The sequence below is a fragment of the Streptomyces sp. NPDC029296 genome (assembly GCF_055569255.1).
The window spans coordinates 18,337-43,835 of record NZ_JBVHXT010000002.1 but is presented as its reverse complement, the minus strand read 5'-3'; the positions used below and the strand labels follow the sequence as shown (position 1 = coordinate 43,835).

The window sequence follows — 25,499 nt, the reverse complement described above, 5'->3', positions numbered from 1 at the left end:
TCCCCTCGGATCTCCCGCCCTCCAGGTCTCCCCTCGGCAGCGGCGGACCGGGAGCGGAACACGAGCCGGACCCAGGGGCGCCGTTTCCCCGAGCGGAAGAGATGATCAGCGTAGATTTCCCCACTTCGCCGGGCAAGGCGTTCCGTCAGGATGGCACTCGGTGTCCGAGGCCTCCGCGGGCGCCGGTACGGTCCACCGACCCCGGACGATCAAGCGGGTGAATCGGCCAGGCGCAGGCTCTTCAGGAACAGCCCGTCCAGCACCTCCCACTCCGTCGCCCGGTCCACCACCTCCACGGTCCGGCCGTCCAGTGTCGGCGTGGCACGCGGATCCTCCGCCGGAAGCAGCAGCCACAGGCCGTGCGGGGCGTCGGCGGGGCGCCGCGCCGACTGCTGGAGCGAGGCCAGCAGCTCCCGGCCCCCGGCCTCCCAGTAGCGGGCGATCAGGCCGGCTTCATGGGCGAGCAGGACGGTGCGCGGGCCGGAGCGCTCCGCGAGGTCCACGAGCCGCTGCCGTACCCGCTCCGCCGCCAGTCGCGTGTAGGAGGCGAGCGCAGCGCCGAGCGTGCCCGTCGAGGTGAACTTGGCGTCCGCCTTCAACAGGGCCTGCCAGCGCACCGACTGCTCCTCGGCCAGCTCCTTCAGCGCGTCCAGGAACATGCCGTTCAGCGGCACGGCGGTGGCGTCGAACCGCTCCGCCAGCCCATCGGCGACATCGGGCAGTTCCGCGCCCTTCAGCGTGAGTGCCAGGAAGCCCCCGCGGCGACGGGTGTGCGCGAGCCGTGCCGACAGCACCTCCCTCGGGTCCCGGCCCTCGGCGATACGGCCCTGGGCGGCGGCGTAGAGGGAACCGGTGCTGGTCAGGATTGAGGAGGACAGGTTCAGACGACTGCCCGCACCCTCCTGCGCCTTCGGTACGAAACGGCGCCGCTCTTGGTCGTAGACCAACGGGAAACCCGCCTCGACCAGCGCATCGCCCAGCTCCACGTACGTCGTCCCGTCCAGCACGGACAGGCCGGGAAACCGTGCCCGGACCCGGGCCAGCAGGTCCGCCGTGGAGATGCCGGTCTCGGGGCGGACGCCCGCCGGGGCCTGCGAGATGCGCAGCGCCCGCTCCAGGCCCAGCGACAGCGGGAACAGTTCCAGCCGGGGGGAGAAGGCCACGCCACCCGCCATGGAAGCGGCCAGCTCCACCAACCGGGTGTCGGCGAGCGGAGCCATGCCGTCGGGCGCGGGCACGGCGCGCAGTTCCCGGAGCACCGTGGCACGGCCGGGCAGGGGGTCGCGTCCGGCGAGGTCCGCCGCCTGCTCGCCCAGCAGGGTCGCGTAATCGGCGAGTTCGGCGGGCGTGGGGTCGTCGGCGCCCGGCTGGTCCTCCAGCGCGATGACGACCCGGCCGCCGCGCCGCTGCACGGCGAAGCGGGGCGGTGCCTCGCCGGCCCCGGCGGGCTCGTCGTCCCGCTTGCGGATCTCCGTCTCCACCGCGGCGCGGACCACGGCCAGCGCCTTGGCCTGGGCCTCGGCCGGGTCACTGGTGCCCGCGCCGTGCCGGGCGCGCAGCTCCGAAGCCAGCTCCTCCGCCGTCGACACACGATTTCGGTCGGTCAGGATCGCCACCAGCTCGTCGCGGACCCGGCCGAGCCAGGACAACTCGGCCCACTGTTCGACCGCGGCCTGCTGGTTCTGCGACACCGTCGGCTGGCTGATGCCCAGGGCCTTCGCGATCAGGCTCTGCGCCGGCCACGGCTCCAGCGGCTCCCCGGCCTCCAGGACACCTGGCAGCTGGAGGGTCGCACGCACCACGTCGGGGCGGGGCCGGGTACGGCGCTTGCCCTCGGGCGGCGTGAGGCGCGCGGCCAGGGTGTCGACCGACTCGAGGACCTCTTCCGGAGCGTCCGGCTCCAGCGCCACCGGCCTCTTGGCAGCGGCCTTACGGCGCAGCGCCTGGGTCCACTGGCGGTGCCGGCGGTTCAGCTCCTTGCGGATCGCGTTGCCCGCGCCGCGCGCCCGGGAGATGTGGTGCGGGGGGATGTCCAGCAACTGTTCGACGGTGTGGGCCTTGAGGCTCTCGGCGACCGACACCGCGCGCGGTGAGAGACCGGCAGCCGCCAGCGGAGTCTTCAGGGTGGCCGCCTCGGCGGCCTGCTCCCGGGCGTCCTCCAAGTCGTCCGCGCTCAGCCCGACCGTGGCCGGTGTCGTCGCCGGGCGGGCCGCGTCCGCCTTCCGGAAGACCTGCCGCCACGCCTCCTGGAGCTGCGCAAGGGTGTCGTAGCGGCGCTCGACGTCCCGGTGCAGTGCCCGCTCGAAGAAGGCTCTCAGTCCTTCGCTCAGGGCCTGCGGGAAAAGCTCGGCCGACACGTGCAGGCTCGCGTCCGCTACCATCCGCGGGTCACCCTGCCCGTCCCCCCACACCGGCCGCTCTCCTGAGGCCATCTCGTGCAGGGTGACCGCAGCGGCGTACCACTCGGCGTGATCGTCGTAGCGTGAACGGCCGGCCCCACCCAGGAACGGATCGAGGTACCCGCGGGTGCCCGCGTGCACGTCGTGGTCCGGAGCGTCCGCCAGGGAGAAGTCGAACAGCATCAGCTGCCATGAGCCGTCACTCCGCTTGAACAGGCCCAGGTTGTCCGGCTTGATGTCGCGGTGCCGCACTCCGCGCGCCGCCAGGGTGTCCAGCGCCTGGAACAGGTCGTTGCCGAACCGCTCCAACTGGTCGTAACCCAAGGGGCCCTGGTCCCGCAGCCGGGAGCCGAGACTCACCGGCTCACGGTCGTCCTCACTCCGGAAGCCGCCCGCGTACTCGATGTCGAGGACCGTGTGGCCGGCCAACTCGCGCGGATCGGCGAGCAGCTTCACGATGTGACCGCCGCCCACCTCCTTCAGCGCCTTCGCCTCCGCCAGCAGGCGCGCATCCTTCTCCTGGTCGAGCGCGACCTTGAAGACCCGGAGGGGCTGCTCCCCGTCGTCCGTATCGGTGCGGCGCACCAGCAGTGCGCGGGCCGTGGCGCCGGTGCCGAGTACACGGACCACCGTCCAGGCACCGTCCAGCGGCTGCCCCGGCTGCACGGTCAGGGGATCGGCGACCGGCCCCCCGTCCGCGGAGGCCGCGGCCGCGTCCGCTTCCGCCGAGCCCAGCCGCTCCAGGAACTCGTCGACCGACGCCAGACGGTCCCGGACGTCCGCCGACGTGGCTCGGAAGACGAGGGTGTCCAGCGCCGCCGAGACGGAGTCGGAGACGGCATAGGGGTGCAGCCCGCCGTCACTCTGCAGGCGTTCCAGCAGCGCGCTGCGCCGGTCCGCCGGCGGGCGGCCCGTGAGCAGCAGGTAGGTGAGGGCGCCCAGCCCGAAGACGTCGAGGTCCACCGGGTCGGCGAACTCCTGGTCCGTTTCCGGCGCCAGGTACACCTGCGCCGTGTCCGCGATCAGCCCCCCGTCCAGGGGGGTGTCTCCGAGCGAGCGGTGCAGCGTCGTCTCGAAGTCACGGGCCGCGGTCTGCCAGTCGGCGATCCGCAGTACCGGTTCACTGCCGTCGTCGCGTGCCGAGACGTAGACCGAGCGCGCGGCCAGGGCCCGGTGGTAAAGGGACCGGTGGTGCGCGTACCGCACGGCCTCGGCGAGCTGCCTCACCAGATCGAGACGCTGCGCGGGAGTGAGACGACCGCCGTACGCGTCGAGGTAGGCGTCCAGCCGGAGGTCCGACTCACGATGCCGGAAGAGGATCGCCGGGCCGCCCTGGTGCTCACGGATCTGCGCCGCCTGCACGATGCCCCGGTGATTGATGCCCTGCAGCACCTGGTACTCACGGCGCGCGGCCCGGTCCACCTTCGCGCGTTGCTCGTCCGAGGCCGCGGCGCCCGCCAGGTATATACGGACCCGCCCACTCTCCTGGACCAGGCCGTCGTCCCGCACCGCCAGCCGGTCCTCCCAGCCGGGACCCGCGTCCAGAGCGCGCGGTTCGAGCTTCCAGTCGTCCCCGAACCGCAGGTGTGCGGTGGAGTGGCTGATCCCGATCTTCTGCATCAGCCGTTCCAGGCGCTGGCTGATCACCGGGGTGATGCGCCAGCTCTCTCGCTCCGGCGGGCGGCCCAGCAGATCGTCCCAAATCCTCGGCAGTCCGCTCGCGCCGTCGTTGCGGCCGTAGACCGAGGTCCGCTGGAACTCGTCCAGCTCACTGAGGAGTCCCGGATCGTGCAAGAACACCGCCGGTTTGATGAACGGAACGTCCCGCACGTTCATGCCCAGCACACGGGCAGCGCGCTCCAACTGTCCCTTCAGTTCCTTGGCCTTCAGATCGGTCAGATAGAGGGGATTGCGCAGGGTGCGCACCCGGTCGCCGTGGAACTGCCAGGTGTCGCCGTGGTTCACCACCCTGCCGGGGTGGCCCTTCAACTCCAGGAGATAGAGCCCCCCCGGAACGGCGATCAGCACATCGCATTCGTTGGTCCGACCAGAGGCCCCTGTGAACTGGAACGTCACCCACGCCCGGAAGGGTTCCGTCTTCGGCATCAGCTCCCGGAGGTGGTCCAGCCCTTCCTGCTCCCACTGGAATCCTGACCGTCGTGGCTGGAACCAGCACTCCCGAGGAGCGGGAGCAGCCGGCTTGGGAACAGCGGGCACCAAGCACCTCCAGAACGGCGGTATGGAAGGAGGAGTGCAGCGGCACGGCCATTGCCCCCTCGATGGCGAGGCCAAAATCCTAGTCTGCGCCTCTGACACCGGTACCAATTAGGTGCAAGCGCCCAGTGATGATGTCAGGAGAAGGACCGGACGTGGAGCAGTCCTCGTGCCGCTTGCAACGGAAGCGACCCCTACCGCTCCAGCTCGTCCAGCGCACCCAGCTGCTGCATCAGCCCCAGCTGGTCGTGCTGCCACCACAGCTCGGTGATCTTTCCGTCGGTGCCGAACCGGAACAGCGTCATCCCGGTCATGGCGGCCCGCCGGCCGGTGGGCGCGATGCCCAGGAAGTCGCCCCGGTGCGTGCCGCGCCACGACCAGCGGGCGCAGGCCCGGTCGTCCTCGGCGAGCACGTCCTCGACGGTGAACGCGAAGTCGAAGGCGGCGCGCCACATCCGGAACTCGGCGCGCGCGTGGTCCAGCCCGACGGTGTCCTGCGGGTTCATCGGATCGCGGCTGTGCACGTCCTCGTCCAGCAGGTCGTTCAGCGGCGGCAGCTCGCCCGCGGTGCCCAGCGCCTCGAAGAACCGGCGCACGACGCGCTCCGCCGGGCGCTCGTCCCGTACGACGTCCAGACCGGTCACCCTCGGCCGTTCGTCGCACAGCGCCCCCAGATCCCGGAAGACCCGCTCCGTCTCCCGGAGGCGCGAGGTCCGCACCGCCTCCTCGTACGAGGCGAACTCCACCACCTCCACCACGTGCGACGCGTCCGCGCGGTCCCGGCCGACCACCGTGTGCGTCGCCGTCCGGCTCCCGTCGGTGTGCCGGGCCCAGTCGTCCATCAGCCGGTTCATCTCGTCCAGCCGGCTCGTCCTGCACTCGATGAGCTGTACGAAGGTCATGGCGCCGCCTCCGGCCCCCCTGGTCCGGTACCGTCCCGCCCATTTTCCCACCGGGACGTCCGCGCCACCCGCGCGCTACCGCGGCCCGTACTTGCGCCCCGTCCGCGAGCTGATCCCGCCGAGCAGCCCGCGCGGCGTCACCTTCACCAGGCCCATCAGCGCCTTGTACCGGGGATCCGGGATGGACACGGTCCTGCCGCGCGCCAGGTCGGCCAGGGCCGCCGCGACCAGCTTGTCGGCGTCCAGCCACAGCCAGCCGGGGATGTTGTCGGTGCCCATCCCCGCCCGCCGGTGGAACTCGGTGCGCACGAACCCCGGGCACAGCGCCATCAGCCGGACGCCGCTGCCCGCCAGGTCCCGCGCCGCGCCCTGGGTGAACTGCACGACCCACGCCTTCGACGCGCCATAGGTGCCGCGCGGCACGAAGGCGGCCACCGAGGCGACGTTCACCACCCCGCCCCGGCCGCGCTCGCGCATCGCCCCGGCCGCCGCCGACGTCAGCCGCAGCACGGCCTCGCAGTGCACCTTCAGCATCCGCAGCTCGTCCGCCATCGACACGTCCAGATAGCGGCCCTTGTTGCCGAAGCCGGCGTTGTTGATCAGCAGGTCGACCGGGTTCTTCCGGTCGCCGAGCCGGGCGGCCACCGCCTCGATGCCCTCGTCCAGGGAGAGGTCGGCGGGCAGCACCTCCACCTCGACGCCGTGCCGGTCGTGCAGTTCCGTCGCCTGTTCGCGCAGCCGCCCGGTGTCCCGGGCCACCAGCACCAGGTCCTGCCCGTCAGCCGCCAGCCGCCGCGCGAACGCGGCGCCGATCCCCGCGGTCGATCCCGTAATCAGAGCCGTTGTCATGGCCCAAGGGTAGTGACCCGGACCGACAGCCCCCGAGGACCGCGCGCCGTCCGTCCCCCGGTCGCCGACGGCCGCTCAGACCCGCTGCTCCGTCACGTACGCGCGGGCCCTGGCCAGCGTCTCCGAGTGCAGTGCCTCGCCCGCCGCGAGCAGCCGGGGCAGCAGTGCGCGCTCGGTGGTCACCGCGCGGAACTGCATCTCCGCCGTCACCCCGTGGTCCGGCCGGTACACGATCTCCACCGGGTCGCCCGAGCGGATCTCACCCGGCTCGATCACCCGGAGGTAGGCGCCCGTCGCGCCCTTCCGGGTGAACCTCTTGATCCAGCCGCGCTCGCCCATGTGGCCCTGGAACGTGGCGCACGGGATGCGGCCCGCGGTCACCTCCAGCACCACGTGCGCGCCGATCCGCCAGCGCTCGCCGATCAGCGCCCCGGAGACGTCCAGACCGTCCGTCGTCAGGTTCTCGCCGAAGCAGCCGTTGGCCAGCGGCCGGCCCAGTTCCCGCTGCCAGGCGTCGAGGTCCTCGCGGGCGTACGCGTACACCGCCTGGTCGTCCCCGCCGTGATGGCGCGTGTCGCACACCGCGTCCCCGGCCAGCCCGCTCGCGCCGACCCCCTTGGGTCCGGGCGCCGCCACCCGGACCGGCCCCTCGGCCGGCTGCTTGCGGATGCCGGTCACACCGTCCGGCTGGCTGGTGTAGGGCACGGGCCGGGGGCGGCCCAGATTGACGGAGAGAAGCTTCATCCCAGCACGCTAAGCGATCGGCGCCCAAAGCGGCGAAGCGTTATCGGGCACATCACCCAAAGGTTGGCTTATGCTCGGAGGGTGATCGAGGCCCGTCATCTCCGCGTCCTGCGCGCCGTCGCCACCACCGGCTCCTTCTCGGCGGCCGGACGCGAACTGGGCTGCACCCAGCCCGCCGTCAGCCAGCAGATGAAGGCCCTGGAGGCCTCGGTCGGCACCCCGCTGCTGGTCCGCAACGGACGCGAGATGCGCCTGACCCAGGCTGGCGAGGCCCTCGTCCGGCACGCCTCCGGCATCCTCGCCGGGCTCACCGCGGCCGAGGAGGAGGTCGCCGCCATCGCCGGCCTGCGCGCGGGCCGGGTCCGGCTGGTCTCCTTCCCCAGCGGCAGCTCCACGCTCGTGCCCACCGCCCTGGCCGCGCTGCGCGCCGCCCACCCCGGCACCCGCGTCTCCCTGGAGGAGGCCGAGCCCCCGAAGTCCGTGGCACTGCTGCGCGAAGGCGACTGCGACCTCGCCCTGGCCTTCCGCTACGAGGGGGCCGCCGTCGCCGAGGAGTGGGACGATCTCGTCGTACGGCCCCTGCTGACGGACCGCCTGGTCGCCCTGGTGCCCGAACGGCACCGGCTCGCGCGGGCGGAGACCGTCGCCATCGGCGAACTGGCCCAGGAACCGTGGATCGCGGGCTGCCCGCGCTGCCGCGGCCAGCTGGTGGAGGTCTGCGAGGGGGCCGGCTTCACTCCGCGCATCGACTTCGCCACCGACGACTACCCGGCCGTGGTCGGCCTGGTCGGCGCGGGCCTCGGGGTCGCCGTACTGCCCCGGCTGGCCGTGGAGTCCGTACGGCCGCGCGGCGTGCGCGCGGTACGGCTGGAACCGGCGGTACGACGCGAGATCGTCGCCCTGACCCTGCCCGACCTGGCCCAGGTGCCGGCCGTGGCGGCGACCCTGGAGCAGCTGGCCCGGGCGGCCGGGCGCATGTGACGCCGGGCGCGCGGCGGCTCGCGGCGCCGCGTCACGGGCACGCGCGTGTGCCCCCGTGCGGGGTCTGCCCCGGGTGGGACGCGCGGATTCACCCGGTGGGCGGGCCCTGGCCTGCTGAAACGTTCCTTCAGTGGTCCTGAGCGGTGTCCCCGCCGGTGGCGGAGGAGGCCGTCACCAGCCGGTTGCGTGCCCGCCCCATCAACTCCTCGCGCTCGTCCTCGGTCAGGCCGCCCCAGACGCCGTACGGCTCGCGCACCGCCAGCGCGTGCGCCGCGCACTGTGCGCGGACCGGGCACCTCATGCAGACCTCTTTGGCCGAGTTCTCGCGAGCGCTCCGAGCCGCCCCGCGCTCGCCCTCCGGGTGGAAGAAGAGCGAGCTGTCCACGCCGCGGCAGGCAGCCAGCAACTGCCAGTCCCACAGGTCCGCGTTCGGCCCGGGAAGGCGGGAGAAATCTGCCATTACGTGACCCCTTGTCGCCGATCTGGGCGGGTACGGTGCCAACGACCGTACATCTCCGGTCTAAGGAGATGAAAATATGACTCATTGCGAATCTAGCCCCAGACACTGCGAAGCGGGAAGAAAAGGGGCCAAATGGGTCATAGGTTGTGATGAAAAGTTGAGAGTCCGCCGGGCATACCGGCACCGTGTCGGTCCCCTCACATAGAGTGCCGAAGACGGCACGCGGCCCCGTAACTCTTTCGAGTGACCGTCGTTGAGAGTGCGGAGGCGGTTGAAAGAAGAAGCGCTCGGGCAGGCGTCCGAGACGGTCGACCGCACAGGTGACGATTCCGTACCAGCCTGGAGGCTCAAGGTGACGCGCATCAGCTGCGGAGGGCGGTCATGACATCCGTCCTCGTCTGCGACGACTCCCCGCTTGCCCGAGAAGCGCTCCGCCGCGCGGTCGCGACCGTGCCCGGTGTCGAGCGTGTGACGACGGCGGCCAACGGCGAGGAAGTCCTCCGCCGCTGGGGCGCCGACCGCTCCGACCTCATCCTGATGGACGTGCGCATGCCCGGCCTGGGCGGCGTCGAGACCGTGCGCCGGCTGCTGTCCGCCGATCCGGGCGCACGCATCATCATGCTCACCGTCGCCGAGGACCTGGACGGCGTGGCCCTCGCGGTCGCCGCCGGCGCCCGGGGCTACCTGCACAAGGACGCCTCGCGCGCGGAACTGCGGGCCACGGTGACGCAGGCGCTCGCCGACCCGACCTGGCGGCTCGCCCCGCGCCGGCTGCGCTCGGCGGAGATGGGCGCGGCGCCCACGCTCACCGCGCGCGAGATCCAGGTCCTGGAGGGCATGAGCCACGGCCGCTCCAACGCCGAGATCGGCCGTGAGCTGTTCCTCTCCGAGGACACGGTCAAGACGCACGCCCGCCGCCTGTTCAAGAAACTGGGCGCCTCGGACCGCGCCCACGCGGTGGCCCTCGGCTTCCGCTGGGGCCTGGTCCGGTAACCCGGCCCCGACCGGACCGGACGCCGCGCTCGACGCCCCCTGCGGCCCCCTCTCCGGGTGACCCCGGCAGAGGGGCCGGGCCGCCCGGGTGCCCGGTCGCCGGGCCCGGGCTCGCGCGAACGGCGTACGTGCGCCGTCGCCGTCCTCCGGTGCGGCGACGGGGCCGTTCCGGGTGTCGCCGCACACATGCGCGTCGGTGTGTGGCCGGTCGTACGCACCGCCGTACGCCCCGGCGTGCGGGAGCCCGCAGGGGTGCTCCGGCGCACGTCGGCGCCGTCGGCATGGCGGGTGCGACCGGTCGTCGTACCCCCGCGGGACGCGCCCCGCGACGGCGCGCGCAAGGCGGCCCGCCGGACGCGCGCTGCTCGTTTCGGCGCGGATGCCGCATCCTTGAGATGTGGAGTCTCTCGGGGACGAGTCGGTCGAGCGGAAGGGGAGGGCGCAGGGGATGAGTGCCGGCGCACCTGCTCATAACGCTTCGGTGCACAACCACGAGCACGATGCGGCGGACCGCACGGCCACAGGGCACCATGGACCGATGCGCGACGACGAGGCGGGCACGGCCCCTGGGGCGATCGGTGCGCTCGTGCATCGTGCCGTCGACGGGGACGAGCAGGCCACGCACGATCTGCTCGCCCGGGTCCACCCGCTGGCGCTGCGCTACTGCCGCACCCGGCTGTCCCGGCTTCCCGGCGACGCCCGCCACTTCGTGGAGGACCTCGCCCAGGAGGTCTGCGTCGCGGTCCTCCTGGCGCTGCCCCGCTACCGCGACACCGGCCGCCCCTTCGAGGCGTTCGTCTTCGCCATCGCCTCCCACAAGGTCGCCGACCTCCAGCGCGCCGCCATGCGCCACCCGGGATCGACGGCCGTGCCCTCCGACGAGATGCCCGAACGGCCCGACGACTCCCTCGGTCCCGAGGAGCGCGCCCTGCTCAGCAGTGACGCCGAGTGGGCCAAGAAACTGCTGGCCAACCTGCCGGAGAACCAGCGCGAACTGCTTCTGCTGCGCATCGCCGTGGGCTTGACCGCGGAGGAGACGGGTCAGATGTTGGGAATGTCACCCGGCGCGGTCCGCGTGGCCCAGCACCGGGCGCTGAGCCGTCTCAGAGCGCTCGCCGAGCAGTAATCCGCCGGGCGGGGGCCGCCGTAGCTTCGCCGCCGCGCCCGCACACCGAGGGTTTCGTACGAAGATACGAAGCCGGAAGCGAGCCCTTACCGTGGAATTTGCTAGCGGCGCTTCCCGTTAGCATGGACATCCGCACCGATCAAGGCCATTTGGGGAAGGTGTCATGACTGCAAACGTCGACGGAGTGCCCGGTAAATTCGCGACACTCGGGCTGACCTACGACGACGTGCTGCTGCTGCCGGGCCCGTCGGACATGGCACCCGACGAGATCGACACCGCCTCGTACGTCTCCCGCAACGTGCGGGTCAACATCCCGCTGCTGTCCGCCGCCATGGACAAGGTGACCGAGTCCCGCATGGCGATCGCGATGGCCCGCCAGGGCGGTGTCGGCGTCCTGCACCGCAACCTCTCCATCGAGGACCAGGCCAACCAGGTCGACCTGGTGAAGCGCTCCGAGTCCGGCATGGTGACCGACCCGATCACCATCCACCCGGAGGCCACGCTCGCCGAGGCCGACGCGCTGTGCGCCAAGTTCCGCATCAGCGGTGTCCCGGTGACCGACGGCGACAAGAAGCTCCTCGGCATCGTCACCAACCGCGACATGGCCTTCGAGAGCGACCGCAGCCGCCGCGTGCGCGAGGTCATGACCCCGATGCCGCTGGTCACCGGCAAGGTCGGCATCTCCGGCCCGGAGGCCATGGAGCTGCTGCGCAAGCACAAGATCGAGAAGCTGCCGCTGGTCGACGACGGCGGTGTCCTCAAGGGCCTGATCACCGTCAAGGACTTCGTCAAGGCGGAGAAGTACCCGAACGCCGCCAAGGACGCCGAGGGCCGCCTGCTGGTCGGCGCGGCGGTCGGTGTGGCCGGCGACGCCTTCGAGCGCGCCCAGGCCCTGATCGAGGCCGGTGTCGACTTCATCGTCGTGGACACCGCGCACGGCCACTCCCGGCTGGTCGGCGACATGATCGCCAAGATCAAGTCGAACTCCTCCGGCGTCGACGTCATCGGCGGCAACGTCGCCACCCGCGACGGCGCCCAGGCCCTGGTCGACGCGGGCGCCGACGGCATCAAGGTGGGCGTCGGCCCCGGCTCCATCTGCACCACCCGCGTCGTCGCCGGCGTGGGCGTGCCGCAGGTCACCGCGATCTACGAGGCGGCGCTCGCCGCCAAGGACGCCGGCGTCCCGGTCATCGGCGACGGCGGTCTGCAGTACTCCGGCGACATCGCCAAGGCCCTGGTCGCGGGCGCCGACACGGTGATGCTCGGCTCGCTGCTCGCGGGCTGCGAGGAGTCCCCGGGCGAGCTGCTGTTCATCAACGGCAAGCAGTTCAAGTCGTACCGCGGCATGGGCTCGCTCGGCGCCATGCAGACCCGCGGCGACCGCAGGTCGTTCTCCAAGGACCGCTACTTCCAGGAGGGCGTCGCCTCCGACGAGCAGCTGATCCCCGAGGGCATCGAGGGCCAGGTGCCCTACCGCGGCCCGCTGTCCTCCGTCGTCCACCAGCTGGTCGGCGGCCTGCGCCAGTCGATGTTCTACGTCGGCGGCAGGACCGTGCCCGAGCTCCAGGCGGGCGGCCGGTTCGTGCGGATCACCTCGGCGGGTCTGAAGGAGAGCCACCCGCACGACATCCAGATGACGGTCGAGGCACCGAACTACAGCGGCAAGAAGTGACGCGCGCGCACGCGTGAGGCTCTTCGAGGGCGGCTCCGGACGGCTCCGGGGCCGCCCTCGCCGTGCGGGTGGGGGGTCGCCGCCGCAGCCGTCGGCGATACTGGAAGACGCTGAAACGCATCAGGGAAAGGCCAAGACGTGACTGAGATCGAGATCGGGCGCGGCAAGCGCGGCCGCCGGGCGTACGCCTTCGACGACATCGCCGTCGTCCCCAGCCGCCGTACGCGGGACCCGAAGGAGGTCTCGATCGCCTGGCAGATCGACGCCTACCGCTTCGAGCTGCCGTTCCTGGCCGCACCCATGGACTCCGTGGTCTCCCCGGCCACCGCGATCCGCATCGGTGAGCTGGGCGGCCTCGGCGTGCTGAACCTCGAGGGCCTGTGGACCCGGCACGAGGACCCGCAGCCGCTGCTGGACGAGATCGCCGAGCTGCCCGCCGAGCGGGCGACCCGCCGCCTCCAGGAGATCTACGCGGCGCCGATCAAGGAGGAGCTGATCGGCGCCCGCATCAAGGAGGTGCGCGACGCCGGTGTGGTCACCGCCGCCGCGCTCTCCCCGCAGCGCACCGCCCAGTTCTCCAAGGCCGTGGTGGACGCGGGCGTGGACATCTTCGTCATCCGGGGCACGACGGTGTCGGCGGAGCACGTGTCGTCCTCGCACGAGCCGCTGAACCTCAAGCAGTTCATCTACGAACTGGACGTCCCGGTGATCGTCGGCGGCTGCGCCACGTACACCGCCGCGCTGCACCTGATGCGCACCGGTGCGGCCGGCGTGCTGGTCGGCTTCGGCGGCGGCGCCGCGCACACCACGCGCAACGTCCTCGGCATCCAGGTCCCGATGGCGACGGCCGTCGCCGACGTGGCCGCGGCCCGCCGGGACTACATGGACGAGTCCGGCGGCCGGTACGTGCACGTGATCGCGGACGGCGGTGTCGGCTGGTCCGGCGACCTGCCCAAGGCGATCGCCTGCGGCGCCGACGCCGTCATGATGGGCTCCCCGCTGGCCCGCGCCACGGACGCGCCCGGCAAGGGCCACCACTGGGGCATGGAGGCGGTCAACGAGGAGCTGCCCCGCGGCAAGAAGGTCGGCCTCGGCACGGTCGGCACCATCGAGGAGATCCTCACCGGTCCGTCCCACACCCCGGACGGCTCGATGAACTTCTTCGGCGCCCTGCGCCGCGCCATGGCCACCACCGGCTACAGCGAGCTGAAGGAGTTCCAGCGGGTCGAGGTGACGGTGGCGGACAGCCAGCACCGGCGGTAACCGCCGGGCGGTCCCGCGACGCCCCGAGGGCCGGTCGTTCCTGGTGAACGGCCGGCCCTTCCGCATGCCCCGGCCGCTCCGCTCGGGGGCGCACTGTGTGACAGGGGGCGCCCATGGGACGCCACCGCAAGCCCACCCGCTGGGACCGCACTCGGCTTTGGCTGGTGAAGTTCCGGAGGAGGTGGATCTTGCGGATCTTCGGATGGTGAGCGGCCACCCCTACAAGAGCTAGGGGTGGACACTCCGTGATCCATCCAGGAGCCTGCCGCAGTGACCCCTGCGGTGGGCTCCGTCTGTGCCCAAGGTAGCGGCGGGGAATTCCCGACGCCACCAGTCCCCGGCCCCCACACTCCCGCGCGCCCCCCTTCACAACCGGTGCGCCGCCCCCGTGGGTGTGGCGCCCCGGGTGTCGAGCAGGAGCTGGGCCTTCACCGACAGGCCCTGCAAGTCGTACGTGCGGTGGTGCTGGAGCAGGATCGTGAGGTCGGCGTCGGCGGCGGCCTCGTAGAGGGAGTCCGCGCGCGGGACCGGGCGGTCCAGGACGTTCCACGCGGGCACGTACGGGTCGTGGTAGCTCACGGACGCGCCGAACTCCATCAGCCGCACGGCGATCTCGCGCGCGGGCGTGCCCTGGAGGTCGGCGAGGTCGGGCTTGTAGGTGACGCCGAGCAGCAGCACGCGGGCTCCGCGCGCGGACTTGCCGTGCTCGTTCAGGAGTGTGGCGGCGCGCTGCACGACGTACCGGGGCATCCGGCTGTTGACCTGCTGGGCCAGCTCGACCATGCGCAGGGTGCGGGTCGCGTGCCCGGTCAGGTCCTGCGCGGCACCGTGCCCGCCGACGCCGGGACCGGGCCGGAACGCCTGGAAGCCGAAGGGCTTGGTCTCCGCGCAGCGGATCACGTCCCACAGGTCCACGCCCAGCTCGTGGCAGAGCACGGCCATCTCGTTGACCAGCGCGATGTTCACGTGCCGGTAGTTGGTCTCCAGCAACTGCACGGTCTCCGCCTCGCGCAGCCCCCGCGCGCGGACCACCTTGTCGGTGAGCCGGCCGTAGAACGCGGCGGCGGACTCGGTGCAGGCGGGGGTGAGGCCGCCGATGACCCTCGGGGTGCCGGTGGGCGTGTGGCCGCGGCTGCCGGGGTCGACGCGGCTGGGGGAGTAGGCGAGGTGGAAGTCGCGGCCGGCGCGCAGGCCCGAGCCGTCCTCCAGGAGCGGGCGCAGGAACTCCTCCGTGGTCCCGGGCAGGATGGGCGACTCCAGGATGACCGTGGTGTGCGGGCGCAGGTGCCCGGCCAGGGTGCGGGCGGCGGCCTCGACCTGGCCGAGGTCGAGGCCGCCGTCGGCGCCGCGCGGGGTGGGCGCGCAGATCACCGCGGTGCGCACCCGGCCGAGCTGGGCCGGGTCGGTGGCGAGCCGGAAGCCGGCGGAGTGCATCCGGCGCAGCTCGGCGGGGCTGAGCGGGCCCGCCTCGGGGCCGGTGGAGTAGCCGGCGGTGCGGACGCCGGCGGCGACGGCGGCCTGGGCGAGCGGCAGTCCGTAGGGGCCGAGTCCGATGACGGCGAGGTCTGCGGGCATGCGTGGGCCGTCCTTCCCAGTAGCCGAAGCGGGACAGGTGCGCAACCGCTGTGGACAGCATGAGCGGGCGCACTGACAGATTAGGTACGAATATGACCGTTATGTGTGATTGTGTTTGTGTGTCTTCCGATGGTTGTGCGCGAGTTGTCCACAGGCGGGGAGCCCGTGGTGGCTGAAGCGGCGCATCGCGGTCATCATTTGGGCATGAGGAGGGCATGAGCGGGGCCACGCCCACCGGGTGCGGCCGACGCGAGCGAGTCAGCGACAGCGGGAGGCAGCGGTGAGGACAGCGACACTGGGGCCGGCGCAGCGCGCCGAGGCACTGGCGGCGATGGCGGAACGCGAGCTGGACGTGCTGGTGGTCGGCGCCGGCGTGGTCGGCGCCGGAACCGCGCTGGACGCGGTCACCCGCGGCCTGTCGACGGGTCTGGTCGAGGCCCGGGACTGGGCGTCCGGCACCTCCAGCCGGTCCAGCAAGCTCATCCACGGCGGCCTGCGCTATCTGGAGATGCTCGACTTCGCCCTGGTCCGCGAGGCCCTCAAGGAGCGCGGCCTGTTGCTGGAACGCCTGGCCCCGCACCTGGTCAAGCCGGTGCCGTTCCTCTACCCGCTCCAGCACAAGGGCTGGGAGCGGCTGTACGCGGGCTCGGGCGTCGCGCTGTACGACGCGATGTCGATGGCCCGCGGCCACGGCCGGGGCCTGCCCGTGCACCGCCACCTGACCCGCCGTCACGCCCTGCGCGTGGCCCCCTGCCTGAAGAAGGACGCGCTGGTCGGCGCCCTGCAGTACTACGACGCCCAGATGGACGACGCCCGCTTCGTGGCCACCCTGGTGCGCACGGCGGCGTCGTACGGCGCGAAAGTGGCCAACCGTGCACGCGTGACCGGCTTCCTGCGTGAGGGCGAGCGGGTCGTGGGGGCCAGGGTGCGCGACGTCGAGGGCGGCGGGGAGTACGAGATCCGCGCCCAGCAGGTCGTCAACGCCACCGGCGTGTGGACCGACGACACCCAGGCCATGGTGGGCGAACGCGGGCAGTTCCACGTCCGCGCCTCCAAGGGCATCCACCTGGTCGTGCCCAAGGACCGCATCCACTCCACCACCGGCCTGATCCTGCGCACCGAGAAGTCCGTCCTGTTCGTCATCCCCTGGGGCCGGCACTGGATCATCGGCACCACCGACACGGCCTGGGACCTGGACAAGGCCCACCCGGCCGCGTCCAGCGCCGACATCGACTACCTGCTGGAACACGTCAACTCGGTGCTGGCCGTGCCGCTCGCCCGCGACGACGTGCAGGGCGTGTACGCCGGGCTGCGCCCGCTGCTGGCCGGCGAGTCCGACGCCACCAGCAAGCTGTCCCGCGAGCACACGGTCGCCCATCCGGCGCCCGGGCTGGTGGTCGTGGCCGGCGGCAAGTACACGACCTACCGGGTGATGGCCAAGGACGCCGTCGACGAGGCGGTGCACGGCCTGGACATGCGTGTCGCCGACTGCGTCACGGAGGAGATCCCGCTGCTCGGCGCGGAGGGCTACCAGGCGCTGTGGAACGCGCGGGCGCGGATCGCCGCCCGCACCGGACTGCACGTGGTCCGCGTGGAACACCTGCTGAACCGCTACGGCTCGCTGGCCGAGGAGGTCCTGGAGCTCATCGCCGCCGACCCCGCGCTCGGCGAACCGCTGCACGCCGCCGACGACTATCTGCGCGCCGAGGTGGTGTACGCCGCCTCGCACGAGGGCGCCCGGCACCTGGACGACGTCCTCACCCGCCGCACCCGCATCTCCATCGAGACCTTCGACCGCGGCACCCGCAGCGCCCGGGAGGCGGCCGAGCTGATGGCACCGGTCCTCGGCTGGGACGCGGACCGGATAGCGCGCGAGGTCGAGCACTACGAGAAGCGGGTGGAGGCCGAGCGCGAGTCCCAGCTCCAGCCGGACGACCAGACGGCGGACGCCGCCCGGCTGGGGGCCCCGGACATCGTGCCGCTGTAGGCCGCCGCTCCGCCCCGGCGGCGGAGCGGCCGACACTCACTCGAACGAGCGGCCGGTTTCGGGATCTCCGCTCCGGCCCCGGGCGTTCTACCGGGTGCGGGGGCAGAACTCCCCGGCGAGCAGGGCCGCGTCGAGGCGGGGGTGCACGATCGCGTCCGTGTTCACCCGGAAGGTGAGGACACGCCGGCCGTCGGCGGTGGCGGCGCTGCGCACGTAGCTGCCGGAGATCCGGCCGCTGTGTCCCCACACGGTGGTGCCGCACGGCAGTTCCGCCCGCATCAGGCCCATGCCGTACGCGCCGTGTGCGGCACGGGTGTCCAGCATCTCGCGCAGCCGGCGCGCGGGCAGCAGCCGGCCGCCGAGCAGGGCCGCGTAGAAGCGGTCCAGGTCGGCCAGGGTGGTCACCAGCTCGCCCGCCGCGCCGGCCACGCGCGGGTCCAGTTCGGTGACATCGGAGCCGTCGGCCGCGTAGGCGCGGCCGTGCGGCGAGGGCAGCGATCCACGGGACCCGGGAAAGGAGGTGCCCCTCAACCCCAGCGGGGCGATGACACGGCGTTCGGCCTCGGCGGCGTAGGAGCGGCCGGTGACCCGGCCGACGACCAGACCGAGCAGGACGTAATTGGTGTTGGAGTAGGAGTAGCGGCCCGGGCGGGACGGGGGGAGCGAGGAAGCGACCCGCACGGCCTGAAGCGGGGTCAGGGGCACGGCGCCCCGGGTGGCCCCGGTGAAGTCGGCCAGCCCGCTGGTGTGGGTGAGCAGGGCCCGCAGGGTGATGCGCCGGCCGTCGGTGCCGCGCCCGCGGAGCAGCCCCGGCAGGTGCCGCTCGACGGTGTCGGAGAGGGAGAGCCGGTGCTCCTCGGCCAGCTGGAGCACGACCGTCGCGAGGAAGGTCTTGGTGATGCTGCCGGCGCGGAAGTGGTCGGCGCGGGAGATGCCCCGGCCGGCCGACGCGTACCGCAGGCGCGCTCCGCCGCCCTCGGCGTCCCGGGTCAGCAGGGCCGCCGCGGGTGCCCCGCCGTCGCTGACGAGCAGCGGCAGGACCGTGTCCGCGGCCGCGACCGGAAAGGGGTGCGGGGAGGTGTCCTGAAAGGCCGCCGGGGCGAGCAGCAACACCAGCGACACCGGTATGGACAGGACTGTCCGAAGCGTCGGCATACCGGTTCCTCCCCTCTTACGGCCCATCATCCCGGTAAGCGGAGCGCCCGGTTCAAGAGGGCTCGCGGGGCGGGGAGGGCGGGGCCCGGCCAGGGGCACCCTGGGCGCCGGGCACTTGTCGGGTGAGAGACAATGGAGGCTCTGTCAGGGCGGGTTGTATGAGGGGACGCATGTCGGAGGCGGAGCGGGCGGGTTCATCTCGTCAGGAGACTCGTCAGGACAAGAGCGAGCGGCGTCTCCTCGCCGGGCGGTACCGGCTGGGGGACGTGCTGGGCCGCGGCGGTATGGGCACGGTCTGGCGCGCCGAGGACGAGACCCTCGGCCGGACGGTCGCCGTCAAGGAACTGCGGTTCCCGTCGAACATCGACGAGGAGGAGAAGCGGCGCCTGATCACGCGCACCCTGCGCGAGGCCAAGGCGATCGCCCGGATCCGCAACAACAGCGCCGTGACGGTCTTCGACGTGGTCGACGAGGACGACCGGCCCTGGATCGTCATGGAGTTGGTCGAGGGCAAGTCGCTGGCCGAGGTCATCCGCGAGGACGGGGTGCTGACGCCGAAGCGCGCCGCCGAGGTGGGACTCGCCATCCTGGACGTGCTGCGCTCCGCGCACCGGGAGGGCATCCTGCACCGGGACGTGAAGCCGTCCAACGTGCTCATCGCCGAGGACGGCCGGGTCGTGCTCACCGACTTCGGCATCGCGCAGGTCGAGGGCGACCCGTCCATCACCTCCACCGGCATGCTCGTCGGCGCCCCTTCCTACATCTCCCCGGAGCGCGCCCGCGGCCACAAGCCGGGACCGGCGGCCGACCTGTGGTCGCTCGGCGGTCTGCTGTACGCGGCGGTCGAGGGCACGCCGCCCTACGACAAGGGCTCGGCGATCGCCACGCTCACCGCGGTGATGACCGAGCAGCTGGAGGAGCCCAGGAACGCGGGGCCGCTGCGGGACGTCCTCTACGGCCTGCTGACCAAGGACCCGGCCAAGCGGCTCGACGACGCCGGGGCCCGGGCCATGCTCAACGCGGTGATCCACGCGCCCGAGCCGGAGGCGATGGACGCCACCCGGGTGGTTCCGCTGCCGGTCCGGCCCGGCGGGCCGGAGGGCAGGCGGGGCGAGGAGGCCGGCGAGAAGCTGCGCGGCGCGCTGCGGTCGGTGCGCAAGGCGGCGGGGGCGGCCACCGGCGCCGCGGCCACGCGGACCAGGAGCGGGAGCGCGCCGGCCACGTCGTCCGTACCGCCTCCGCCTCCGCCGCTCGCTCCCGGCGCGCTGCCGGGCGCCGGGGGTGCCGCCGCCGGTGCTGCCCGGCCCGGTGCCGCCGGTTCCCCCGGCGGGGCGCGGCCCGGTGCCGTCGGTGGGGCGCGAGTGGGTGCCGTGGGGCCGGACTCCGGCGCGAACCGGCCGGCTTCCGGCTGGCCCGTGGTGCCGCCGCCGGACCTGCCGCCGCGGCCGGTGCCGAGGGCGCCGCTGACCGATGTGGTGCCCAGGCGCACGCTGGTGATCATCGTCGCCGTGGTCGTGCTCGCGGTGCTCGGCACCGTGCTGGCCTTCGCCCTGACCGACAGCGGCGACGACGGCAAGACCAGCGGGGCCGGGGCCGCCACCGCTGACGCGACCGCCAAGCGGGACAAGGACGCGGCCGGGGACACGGACACCGGGGCACGGACGGACGGCGCGAGTGCGGCGTCCACCGCCACCGGCTCCGCCGCGGACGGCGCCGCGAGCCCGTCCGCCGACGCCCGGGACGAGTCCGACGACTCCGGCGACTCGGGCGCGTCCGGCGGCAAGGACGGCGGGAGCGCGCCGGCCGAGAGCACCCGCAAGGGCGAGCAGGGCTACTCGATCGGCCTGCCCAAGGGGTGGAAGTACAAGACCACCGGGCGCTCCGGCGACCGCTACACGGGGCCCGGCGGGCAGAAGCTGCTCGTCGCCTGGACCGGTACGCCCAAGGACGACCCGGTGGCGGACTGGCGGAACCAGGAGCGGTACATGGTGCGCTCCCAGTACCACAAGGTCCGCATCGAGAAGGTGGGGTACCGCGGCTGGAACACGGCCGACTGGGAGTTCACCTACGTCGACGGCGGCACCAAGTTGCGGACCATCGACCGGGGATTCGTGGTGAACGACCACCTCGGTTACGCGCTGATGTACACCGCGCAGGACGCCGACTGGCACGGCGACCTGCGCAAGGACACCTGGAAGACGCTGACGAAGTCCTTCGTGCCCAAGCCGTAGGCGCCGCGCCCCGGTTTGCCGCCCGGGAATCCGTCATCCGCGCCGTGCGGGTTGCCTCCGGCACGTATCGTGAAGGGTCGCGGACCGTACGCGGCCGCAGGCGGGTACGCGACGGGTCGTGCCACGGACGGACATGACCAGCCGGGCGGCCGAGGGAGGCACAGTGGACGACTACGCGGGTCGGGTGCTCGCCGACCGCTACCGCCTGCCGCTGCCGCCGGCCGACGCCTACGAATTCACCGAGGTCCGCGCCTTCGACACCTACAGCGGCCAGGAAGTCCTCATCCGCCAGGTGCCGTTGCCGGAGGTCGTCGAGGCCGAGGTGCTGGACGCCGAGGGACTGCCCGAGGGGTTCACCGCGCGCGAGCGTCCGTACCGGCCGGCCGCGGACACCCGGGCCGCCACCCGGCGGCCCGCCGATCCGGCGGTGCGGCGCGCCGTCGAGGCCGCGCAGGCGGCGGCCCGCGTCCCCGACCACCCGCGCCTGGACCAGGTCTTCGACGTCTTCGCCGAGGGCGGGTCCCTGTGGATCGTCAGCGAGCTGGTGGCCGCGCGCCCGCTGGCCGCCCTGCTCACCGAGCGGCCGCTCACGCCGTACCGGGCGGCCGAGGTCGCGTCCGACGTGCTCATGGCGCTCCGGGTGCTGCACGCCCATGGCTGGGTGCACCGCAACGTCACCGTCCGTACGGTCCTGGTCTGCGACGACGGCCGTGTGGTGCTGACCGGCCTCGCGGCCGGCGCGGCGGAGGAGGCGCTCTGCGGGTACGACCCGGTGCCGGCTCCCGAGGACGCGGAAGGCGGCGGGGGCGCGGGGGAGACCTTCGGCGCCGGCCCGGCCGGGTGGACGGGGACGCCGGGGGAGGTCACGGAGGACACCGGGACGCCCGCCGCGCCCGCCGGTTCCGGTGGTGCGGCGGATGCCGATCCCGAGGCCGCGCGGCGGGCCGCCATCCAGGCCCGCGCGGCCGGGGGGCTGTCGGCACCGGGGCCGGGGCCGCACGAGACGTCCGGCGGGGCCGGGCAGCCGGCGCTGGAGACCGGGGCGGACGTCCGGGCGGCCCGGGCCGGCGCCATCGCCGCGTACCGGGCGGGCGCCCGTGCCGCCGCCCGGGTGCACGAGGCCCGGCCGGGCCTGCGCCCCGCCCTGCCCGGGGCCCGTCCGCCCGCCGGCACCGACACCGGCACCGGTGCGGACCGGGCCGACGGCACGGCACAGCCGTCGTACCCCTCGGACCCGGGCAGCGCGGTGCCGCCCGGCCGGATCGCCGACCCGTACGGCGTGCGCGGCGCCCCCTGGCACGGCGCCGCCCCGCGCACCGGGCCCGGCGGCACCCCCCAGGCCCTGGAGGACGGCACGCCCCAGGCCCTGGACGGCGCCACCCGGCGGCTGGGCCTGCCCCCGGCGCGGTCACGGCCCGACCGGGTCCCGGCCCAGGCCCACGACACGCCCCGGCCCCCGTACGACACCCCCGGGCGACCGGCCCCGGACCCCACCGGCCCCGGCGGCGGGACGGAGCCCGGGCGTGCCTCCGGTTCCGGCGAGCCCGGTTTTGGGGGGTCCGCTCCCCGCCCCGACCTCGCCCCCGTCCGCCCCTACGACACCGGACGCGCCCCGGAGCCGGTGCCCGGCCGTTCCCCGGAGTCCGCCACGGCCCCGGGCTGGGACGCTCCCGGGCCCGTGCGCCGGGGGCCCGGCACCGCGCTGGCCGCCGAGCGGGCGCGGCAGGTGCGGATGACCGTGGTGGGGCCGGTGACCGAGCGGTGGGCGCCGGAACAGGCCGGGCCCGTGCACGAGAACTGGCAGCTGGCGGCGCCGATCGGCCCCGCCACCGACCTGTGGGCGCTGGGCGCGCTGCTCTTCCGGGCCGTGCAGGGGCACGCGCCGTACCCGGAGGAGTCCACGGCCGAGCTGGTGCAGCTGGTGTGCGCCGAGCCGCCCGCCTTCGCCGAGGAGTGCGGGCCGCTGCGCCCGGTCGTGGAGTCCCTGCTGCGTCAGGACCCCACCGAGCGGCCGGACATGGAGGAGCTGAGCGGCTGGCTGCGCTCCCTGGTGCGGTCCGCGCCGGAGCCGGAGGCCGGCAGCCGGGTCGTCCCCGTGCCGCCCGCCGACCCGAGCCGGCTGCCGATCGTGCGGCGCCGGGGCGAGCTGGTGCGCCGGCGCCGCGCCGGACTGCCCGTCGCCCACCCGCACGGCCGGCACAAGCGGGGCCGGGAAGGCGCCGGTTCGCCGCGCAGCCTCGGCCGGACCCTGCTCCTGCTGGTCCTGCTCCTGCTCGCGGGCGGGATCGCGTACGCGATGCTCTTCCTGCCCAAGCAGGAGACCGGCGGGGACCGTAGCGGCAGCGCCGGGCGGACGAGCCCGCTGCCCGCGCACACCCGGCAGCCGTCCGCCGGGCAGAGCGCGCCCGCCGAGGGCACCTCCGCGCCCGCCACCGAGACCCAGACCGGCGGAAACCCCTCCGTGCCCGACGGGTTCACCCTGCGCGAGGACGCCGCCGGCTTCCGCATCGCCGTCGCCGAGGGCTGGGGCCGCACCCCGAGGAACGGCAGCGGACAGGTGGTGTACGCACACGGGGAGTTCGAGCTGATCGTCGTACCCGGCCGGGACAGCGCCTCCGCGTACGGCGCTGATCCGATGGTCTACCAGCGGGACAAGGAGCGGGAACTCCAGCCGTACCGCGACTCCAGCTGGGCCACGGCGACCGGGCTGCGGACCACCGAGGTGGGCGGACGGACCATGGCCGAGGGCCAGTTCACCTGGACCGACGGGCAGGGGCGGGACCGGTTCGTGCGGAACATGGCGCTGCTGCTGAACGGCCGCTACCACATCGTCCAGGTGCGCGGTCCGGAAGGCGAACGGGACGAGGTGTCGCGGCTGTACGAACAGGCCGTGGCGACGTACCGCCACACGGGCTGAGCGGCGCGTGCCCGGGGCGGTACGCCACCGTCCGGTTCGCCCTCTCGCGGCGAAATGACCATCGTCACAGTGCTGTCACCGGTGCACCCCGCCGGTTCCCTGGGTGGGGGCCGGTCCTTAGTCTGGCCCTGTCAAGAGCATTGCGGGGCAACGTGAATCAGATGCAGGGCCTGCTCATAGCAGGCCGCTACCGGCTCGCCGACTCCATCGGCAGCGGCGGCATGGGCCGGGTGTGGCGCGCTCACGACGAGGTGCTGCACCGGATGGTCGCCGTCAAGGAGTTGACCGCCTCGCTCTACGTCTCCGACGGCGACCGGGCCGTACTGCTCGCCCGTACCCGCGCCGAGGCGCGGGCCGCCGCGCGCATCAACCACTCCGCCGTCGTCACCGTGCACGACGTCCTCGAACACGACGGCCGGCCCTGGATCGTGATGGAGCTGGTCGAGGGCGACTCGCTGGCCGACGTGGTCAAGGAGCGGGGCCGCGTGGAACCGGCGGAGGCCGCGCGGATCGGGCTGTGGGTGCTGCGGGCGCTGCGCGCGGCACACGCCGCCGGTGTACTGCACCGGGACGTCAAACCCGGCAACGTCCTGCTCGGCACGGACCGCCGGGTGCTGCTCACCGACTTCGGCATCGCCCAGATCGAGGGCGACTCCACCATCACCCGCACCGGCGAGGTCGTCGGCTCCGTCGACTACCTGGCCCCCGAGCGGGTGCGCGGCCACGACCCGGGCCCGGCCTCCGACCTGTGGGCCCTCGGCGCCACGCTGTACACGGCGGTCGAGGGACGCTCGCCGTTCCGCCGGACCTCGCCGCTGAGCACCATGCAGGCGATCGTCGAGGAGGACACGGAGGAGCCGCGCCAGGCCGGTCCGCTCGGACCGGTCATCGCCGCCCTGCTGCGCAAGGACCCGGCCGACCGGCCGAGCGTCGAGCAGGCGGAGCAGATGCTCGCCGAGGTGGCGGAGGGCCGCAGACCGCGCACCGCGCAGGAGTTCCTGCCGACCCAGGGCGCGGGCGTGCACACCGGCCCGCCCGGGGCCCACGGCGCCCACGGCACCCCTGGAACGGCCGGCCCGGGCCACGGGTCCACCGGCCACCCGGCGGACGGCTCCACCGCTTACGGCTCCGGCGGCGCCACCGGTTACGGCTCCGGCGGCGCCACCGCTTACGGGTCCGGTGGCGCCACCGGTCACCCGGCCGGTGGCACCTTCCCCGGTTTCCCGGCGGGCGCGACCGGTGCCGTCACCGGTCCGACGGCCGTGGGGCCCGTGCCGTCCGGCGGGGCCGGCGTCCCGGCCCGGCCCCGCCGCCGGCTGCGTACCCTCGCGCTCGTCGTGGCCGCCGCGGCCCTGCTCGGCGCCGGCGCCGCGGTGGCCGTCCAGAAGTGGGGCGCCGGCATCGAGGAGACCGGTGGATCGAGCGGGGGCCCGGCCACGCCCTCCCCCTCCGTGAGCGGCTCCGCCACGCCCGGCACCGACGGCACGATCCCGGCCTCCTGGCGGCGGTACGACGACGAGTGGGGCTTCAGCGTCTACCTGCCCGAGGGCTGGTCACGGAAGGTCGTCGGGGTCTCCGGCGACCTCCGGCAGGTCGACTACACACCCGACGGCGGCAAGCACTTCGTCCGCATCGCCGTCGACACCTCGCCCGACTTCAAGGACGCCTACTCCCACCAGCTCGACCTGGACGGCCAGCTCGCCCGGCGGCTGGCCGACTACCGGCGGGTCCGGCTGGAGAAGAACGTCTACCGCGACCTCGGCGGCTCGGTCTGGGAGTACACCTGGAACGCGCTCGCGAAGGACTCCGCCTTCCCGGGACCGCGGCGTGCCATGGAGGAGACCTACATCGCCCGCGACGGCACCGAGTACGTGCTCTACATATCCTCGCCCGCCGCGGACTGGGACCGGACCGGCAAGCAGTTCAAGGCGGTGCTCCAGGGCTGGCAGGAGCCGCGCTGAGCCCTGCGCCCCGCACCGCGCCGCCCGCGCCGGGAACGGCTGTCCGACCGGTGATGCGCACACCCCCGCA

Annotated in this window: 16 protein-coding genes; 9 read left to right on the top strand and 7 right to left on the bottom strand. The window is 73.5% G+C overall.

The genetic code is table 11. The annotated features are described in order from the left end of the window. Nucleotides 1-209: 209 nt before the first annotated feature. The 4 genes from pglW to ACZ4W9_RS01655 form a co-directional block, all read right to left on the bottom strand. Nucleotides 210-4,616, bottom strand: coding sequence for a BREX system serine/threonine kinase PglW (pglW, locus tag ACZ4W9_RS01670; RefSeq protein WP_467932470.1), 4,407 nt, complete (start codon nt 4,614-4,616; stop codon nt 210-212). A gap of 191 nt (nt 4,617-4,807) precedes the next feature. After that, entirely contained in the window at nt 4,808-5,515 is a 708-nt protein-coding gene (locus ACZ4W9_RS01665; protein WP_467932469.1) for an ester cyclase, read from the bottom strand. A 75-nt stretch (nt 5,516-5,590) separates the two neighbouring features. Then, complete coding sequence (locus tag ACZ4W9_RS01660; RefSeq protein ID WP_467932467.1) at nt 5,591-6,364, bottom strand: SDR family NAD(P)-dependent oxidoreductase; 774 nt, start codon at nt 6,362-6,364, stop codon at nt 5,591-5,593. A 75-nt stretch (nt 6,365-6,439) separates the two neighbouring features. Then, nucleotides 6,440-7,108, bottom strand: a complete 669-nt coding sequence (locus tag ACZ4W9_RS01655; protein ID WP_467932466.1) for an MOSC domain-containing protein — start codon at nt 7,106-7,108, stop codon at nt 6,440-6,442. 81 nt (nt 7,109-7,189) lie between these two features. Here ACZ4W9_RS01655 and ACZ4W9_RS01650 point away from each other — a divergent pair, with 81 nt between their 5' ends. Beyond that, a complete protein-coding gene (locus ACZ4W9_RS01650) occupies nt 7,190-8,089 on the top strand; it encodes a LysR family transcriptional regulator (RefSeq protein WP_467932465.1) in 900 nt (299 codons plus the stop codon). A 127-nt stretch (nt 8,090-8,216) separates the two neighbouring features. Here the strand turns inward: ACZ4W9_RS01650 and ACZ4W9_RS01645 are convergent, their stop codons facing one another. Then, nucleotides 8,217-8,549 carry a WhiB family transcriptional regulator gene (locus ACZ4W9_RS01645; RefSeq protein ID WP_467932463.1) on the bottom strand — a complete coding sequence of 111 codons (333 nt, stop codon included), beginning with the start codon at nt 8,547-8,549 and terminating at the stop codon, nt 8,217-8,219. A gap of 381 nt (nt 8,550-8,930) precedes the next feature. Between ACZ4W9_RS01645 and ACZ4W9_RS01640 the strand changes: the two genes are divergently transcribed. The 4 genes from ACZ4W9_RS01640 to ACZ4W9_RS01625 all read left to right on the top strand — a co-directional run bounded on the left by ACZ4W9_RS01640 (nt 8,931) and on the right by ACZ4W9_RS01625 (nt 13,603). Next, the gene (locus ACZ4W9_RS01640; RefSeq protein ID WP_003948568.1) at nt 8,931-9,542 is read left to right on the top strand and encodes a response regulator transcription factor; all 612 of its coding nucleotides are present in this window, start codon (nt 8,931-8,933) and stop codon (nt 9,540-9,542) included. Nucleotides 9,543-10,080: 538 nt separating this feature from the next. After that, nucleotides 10,081-10,668, top strand: coding sequence for a sigma-70 family RNA polymerase sigma factor (locus ACZ4W9_RS01635; protein ID WP_030601058.1), 588 nt, complete (start codon nt 10,081-10,083; stop codon nt 10,666-10,668). A 163-nt stretch (nt 10,669-10,831) separates the two neighbouring features. Further along, on the top strand, nt 10,832-12,340 hold the full coding sequence (gene guaB / locus ACZ4W9_RS01630; RefSeq protein ID WP_467932462.1) for an IMP dehydrogenase: 1,509 nt from the start codon (nt 10,832-10,834) through the stop codon (nt 12,338-12,340). Nucleotides 12,341-12,478: 138 nt separating this feature from the next. Next, on the top strand, nt 12,479-13,603 hold the full coding sequence (locus tag ACZ4W9_RS01625) for a GuaB3 family IMP dehydrogenase-related protein (RefSeq protein WP_467932461.1): 1,125 nt from the start codon (nt 12,479-12,481) through the stop codon (nt 13,601-13,603). A 366-nt stretch (nt 13,604-13,969) separates the two neighbouring features. Here the strand turns inward: ACZ4W9_RS01625 and ACZ4W9_RS01620 are convergent, their stop codons facing one another. Then, a complete protein-coding gene (locus ACZ4W9_RS01620; RefSeq protein ID WP_467932459.1) occupies nt 13,970-15,178 on the bottom strand; it encodes a nucleotide sugar dehydrogenase in 1,209 nt (402 codons plus the stop codon). 280 nt (nt 15,179-15,458) lie between these two features. Between ACZ4W9_RS01620 and ACZ4W9_RS01615 the strand changes: the two genes are divergently transcribed. Continuing rightward, complete coding sequence (locus ACZ4W9_RS01615; protein ID WP_467932458.1) at nt 15,459-17,165, top strand: glycerol-3-phosphate dehydrogenase/oxidase; 1,707 nt, start codon at nt 15,459-15,461, stop codon at nt 17,163-17,165. 87 nt (nt 17,166-17,252) lie between these two features. Here ACZ4W9_RS01615 and ACZ4W9_RS01610 read toward each other — a convergent pair whose 3' ends face one another. Then, complete coding sequence (locus ACZ4W9_RS01610; RefSeq protein ID WP_467932457.1) at nt 17,253-18,320, bottom strand: serine hydrolase domain-containing protein; 1,068 nt, start codon at nt 18,318-18,320, stop codon at nt 17,253-17,255. 170 nt (nt 18,321-18,490) lie between these two features. Here ACZ4W9_RS01610 and ACZ4W9_RS01605 point away from each other — a divergent pair, with 170 nt between their 5' ends. The 3 genes from ACZ4W9_RS01605 to ACZ4W9_RS01595 all read left to right on the top strand — a co-directional run bounded on the left by ACZ4W9_RS01605 (nt 18,491) and on the right by ACZ4W9_RS01595 (nt 25,429). Next, on the top strand, nt 18,491-20,551 hold the full coding sequence (locus tag ACZ4W9_RS01605) for a serine/threonine-protein kinase (protein ID WP_467932455.1): 2,061 nt from the start codon (nt 18,491-18,493) through the stop codon (nt 20,549-20,551). A gap of 163 nt (nt 20,552-20,714) precedes the next feature. Continuing rightward, nucleotides 20,715-23,468 (top strand): protein kinase, encoded by a 2,754-nt coding sequence (locus ACZ4W9_RS01600; RefSeq protein ID WP_467932454.1) that lies wholly within the window; start codon nt 20,715-20,717, stop codon nt 23,466-23,468. 161 nt (nt 23,469-23,629) lie between these two features. Beyond that, nucleotides 23,630-25,429 (top strand): serine/threonine-protein kinase, encoded by a 1,800-nt coding sequence (locus ACZ4W9_RS01595; RefSeq protein ID WP_467932453.1) that lies wholly within the window; start codon nt 23,630-23,632, stop codon nt 25,427-25,429. The last annotated feature ends 70 nt before the right edge of the window (nt 25,430-25,499 follow it).

Coding starts and splice junctions, on each gene's coding strand:
- ACZ4W9_RS01620 (WP_467932459.1), bottom strand. CDS start 15,178: ATGCCCGCAGACCTCGCCGTCATCGGACTCGGCCCCTACGGACTGCCG.
- ACZ4W9_RS01595 (WP_467932453.1), top strand. CDS start 23,630: ATGCAGGGCCTGCTCATAGCAGGCCGCTACCGGCTCGCCGACTCCATC.
- ACZ4W9_RS01605 (WP_467932455.1), top strand. CDS start 18,491: ATGTCGGAGGCGGAGCGGGCGGGTTCATCTCGTCAGGAGACTCGTCAG.
- guaB (WP_467932462.1), top strand. CDS start 10,832: ATGACTGCAAACGTCGACGGAGTGCCCGGTAAATTCGCGACACTCGGG.
- ACZ4W9_RS01645 (WP_467932463.1), bottom strand. CDS start 8,549: ATGGCAGATTTCTCCCGCCTTCCCGGGCCGAACGCGGACCTGTGGGAC.
- ACZ4W9_RS01655 (WP_467932466.1), bottom strand. CDS start 7,108: ATGAAGCTTCTCTCCGTCAATCTGGGCCGCCCCCGGCCCGTGCCCTAC.
- ACZ4W9_RS01665 (WP_467932469.1), bottom strand. CDS start 5,515: ATGACCTTCGTACAGCTCATCGAGTGCAGGACGAGCCGGCTGGACGAG.
- ACZ4W9_RS01610 (WP_467932457.1), bottom strand. CDS start 18,320: ATGCCGACGCTTCGGACAGTCCTGTCCATACCGGTGTCGCTGGTGTTG.
- ACZ4W9_RS01640 (WP_003948568.1), top strand. CDS start 8,931: ATGACATCCGTCCTCGTCTGCGACGACTCCCCGCTTGCCCGAGAAGCG.
- ACZ4W9_RS01660 (WP_467932467.1), bottom strand. CDS start 6,364: ATGACAACGGCTCTGATTACGGGATCGACCGCGGGGATCGGCGCCGCG.
- ACZ4W9_RS01635 (WP_030601058.1), top strand. CDS start 10,081: ATGCGCGACGACGAGGCGGGCACGGCCCCTGGGGCGATCGGTGCGCTC.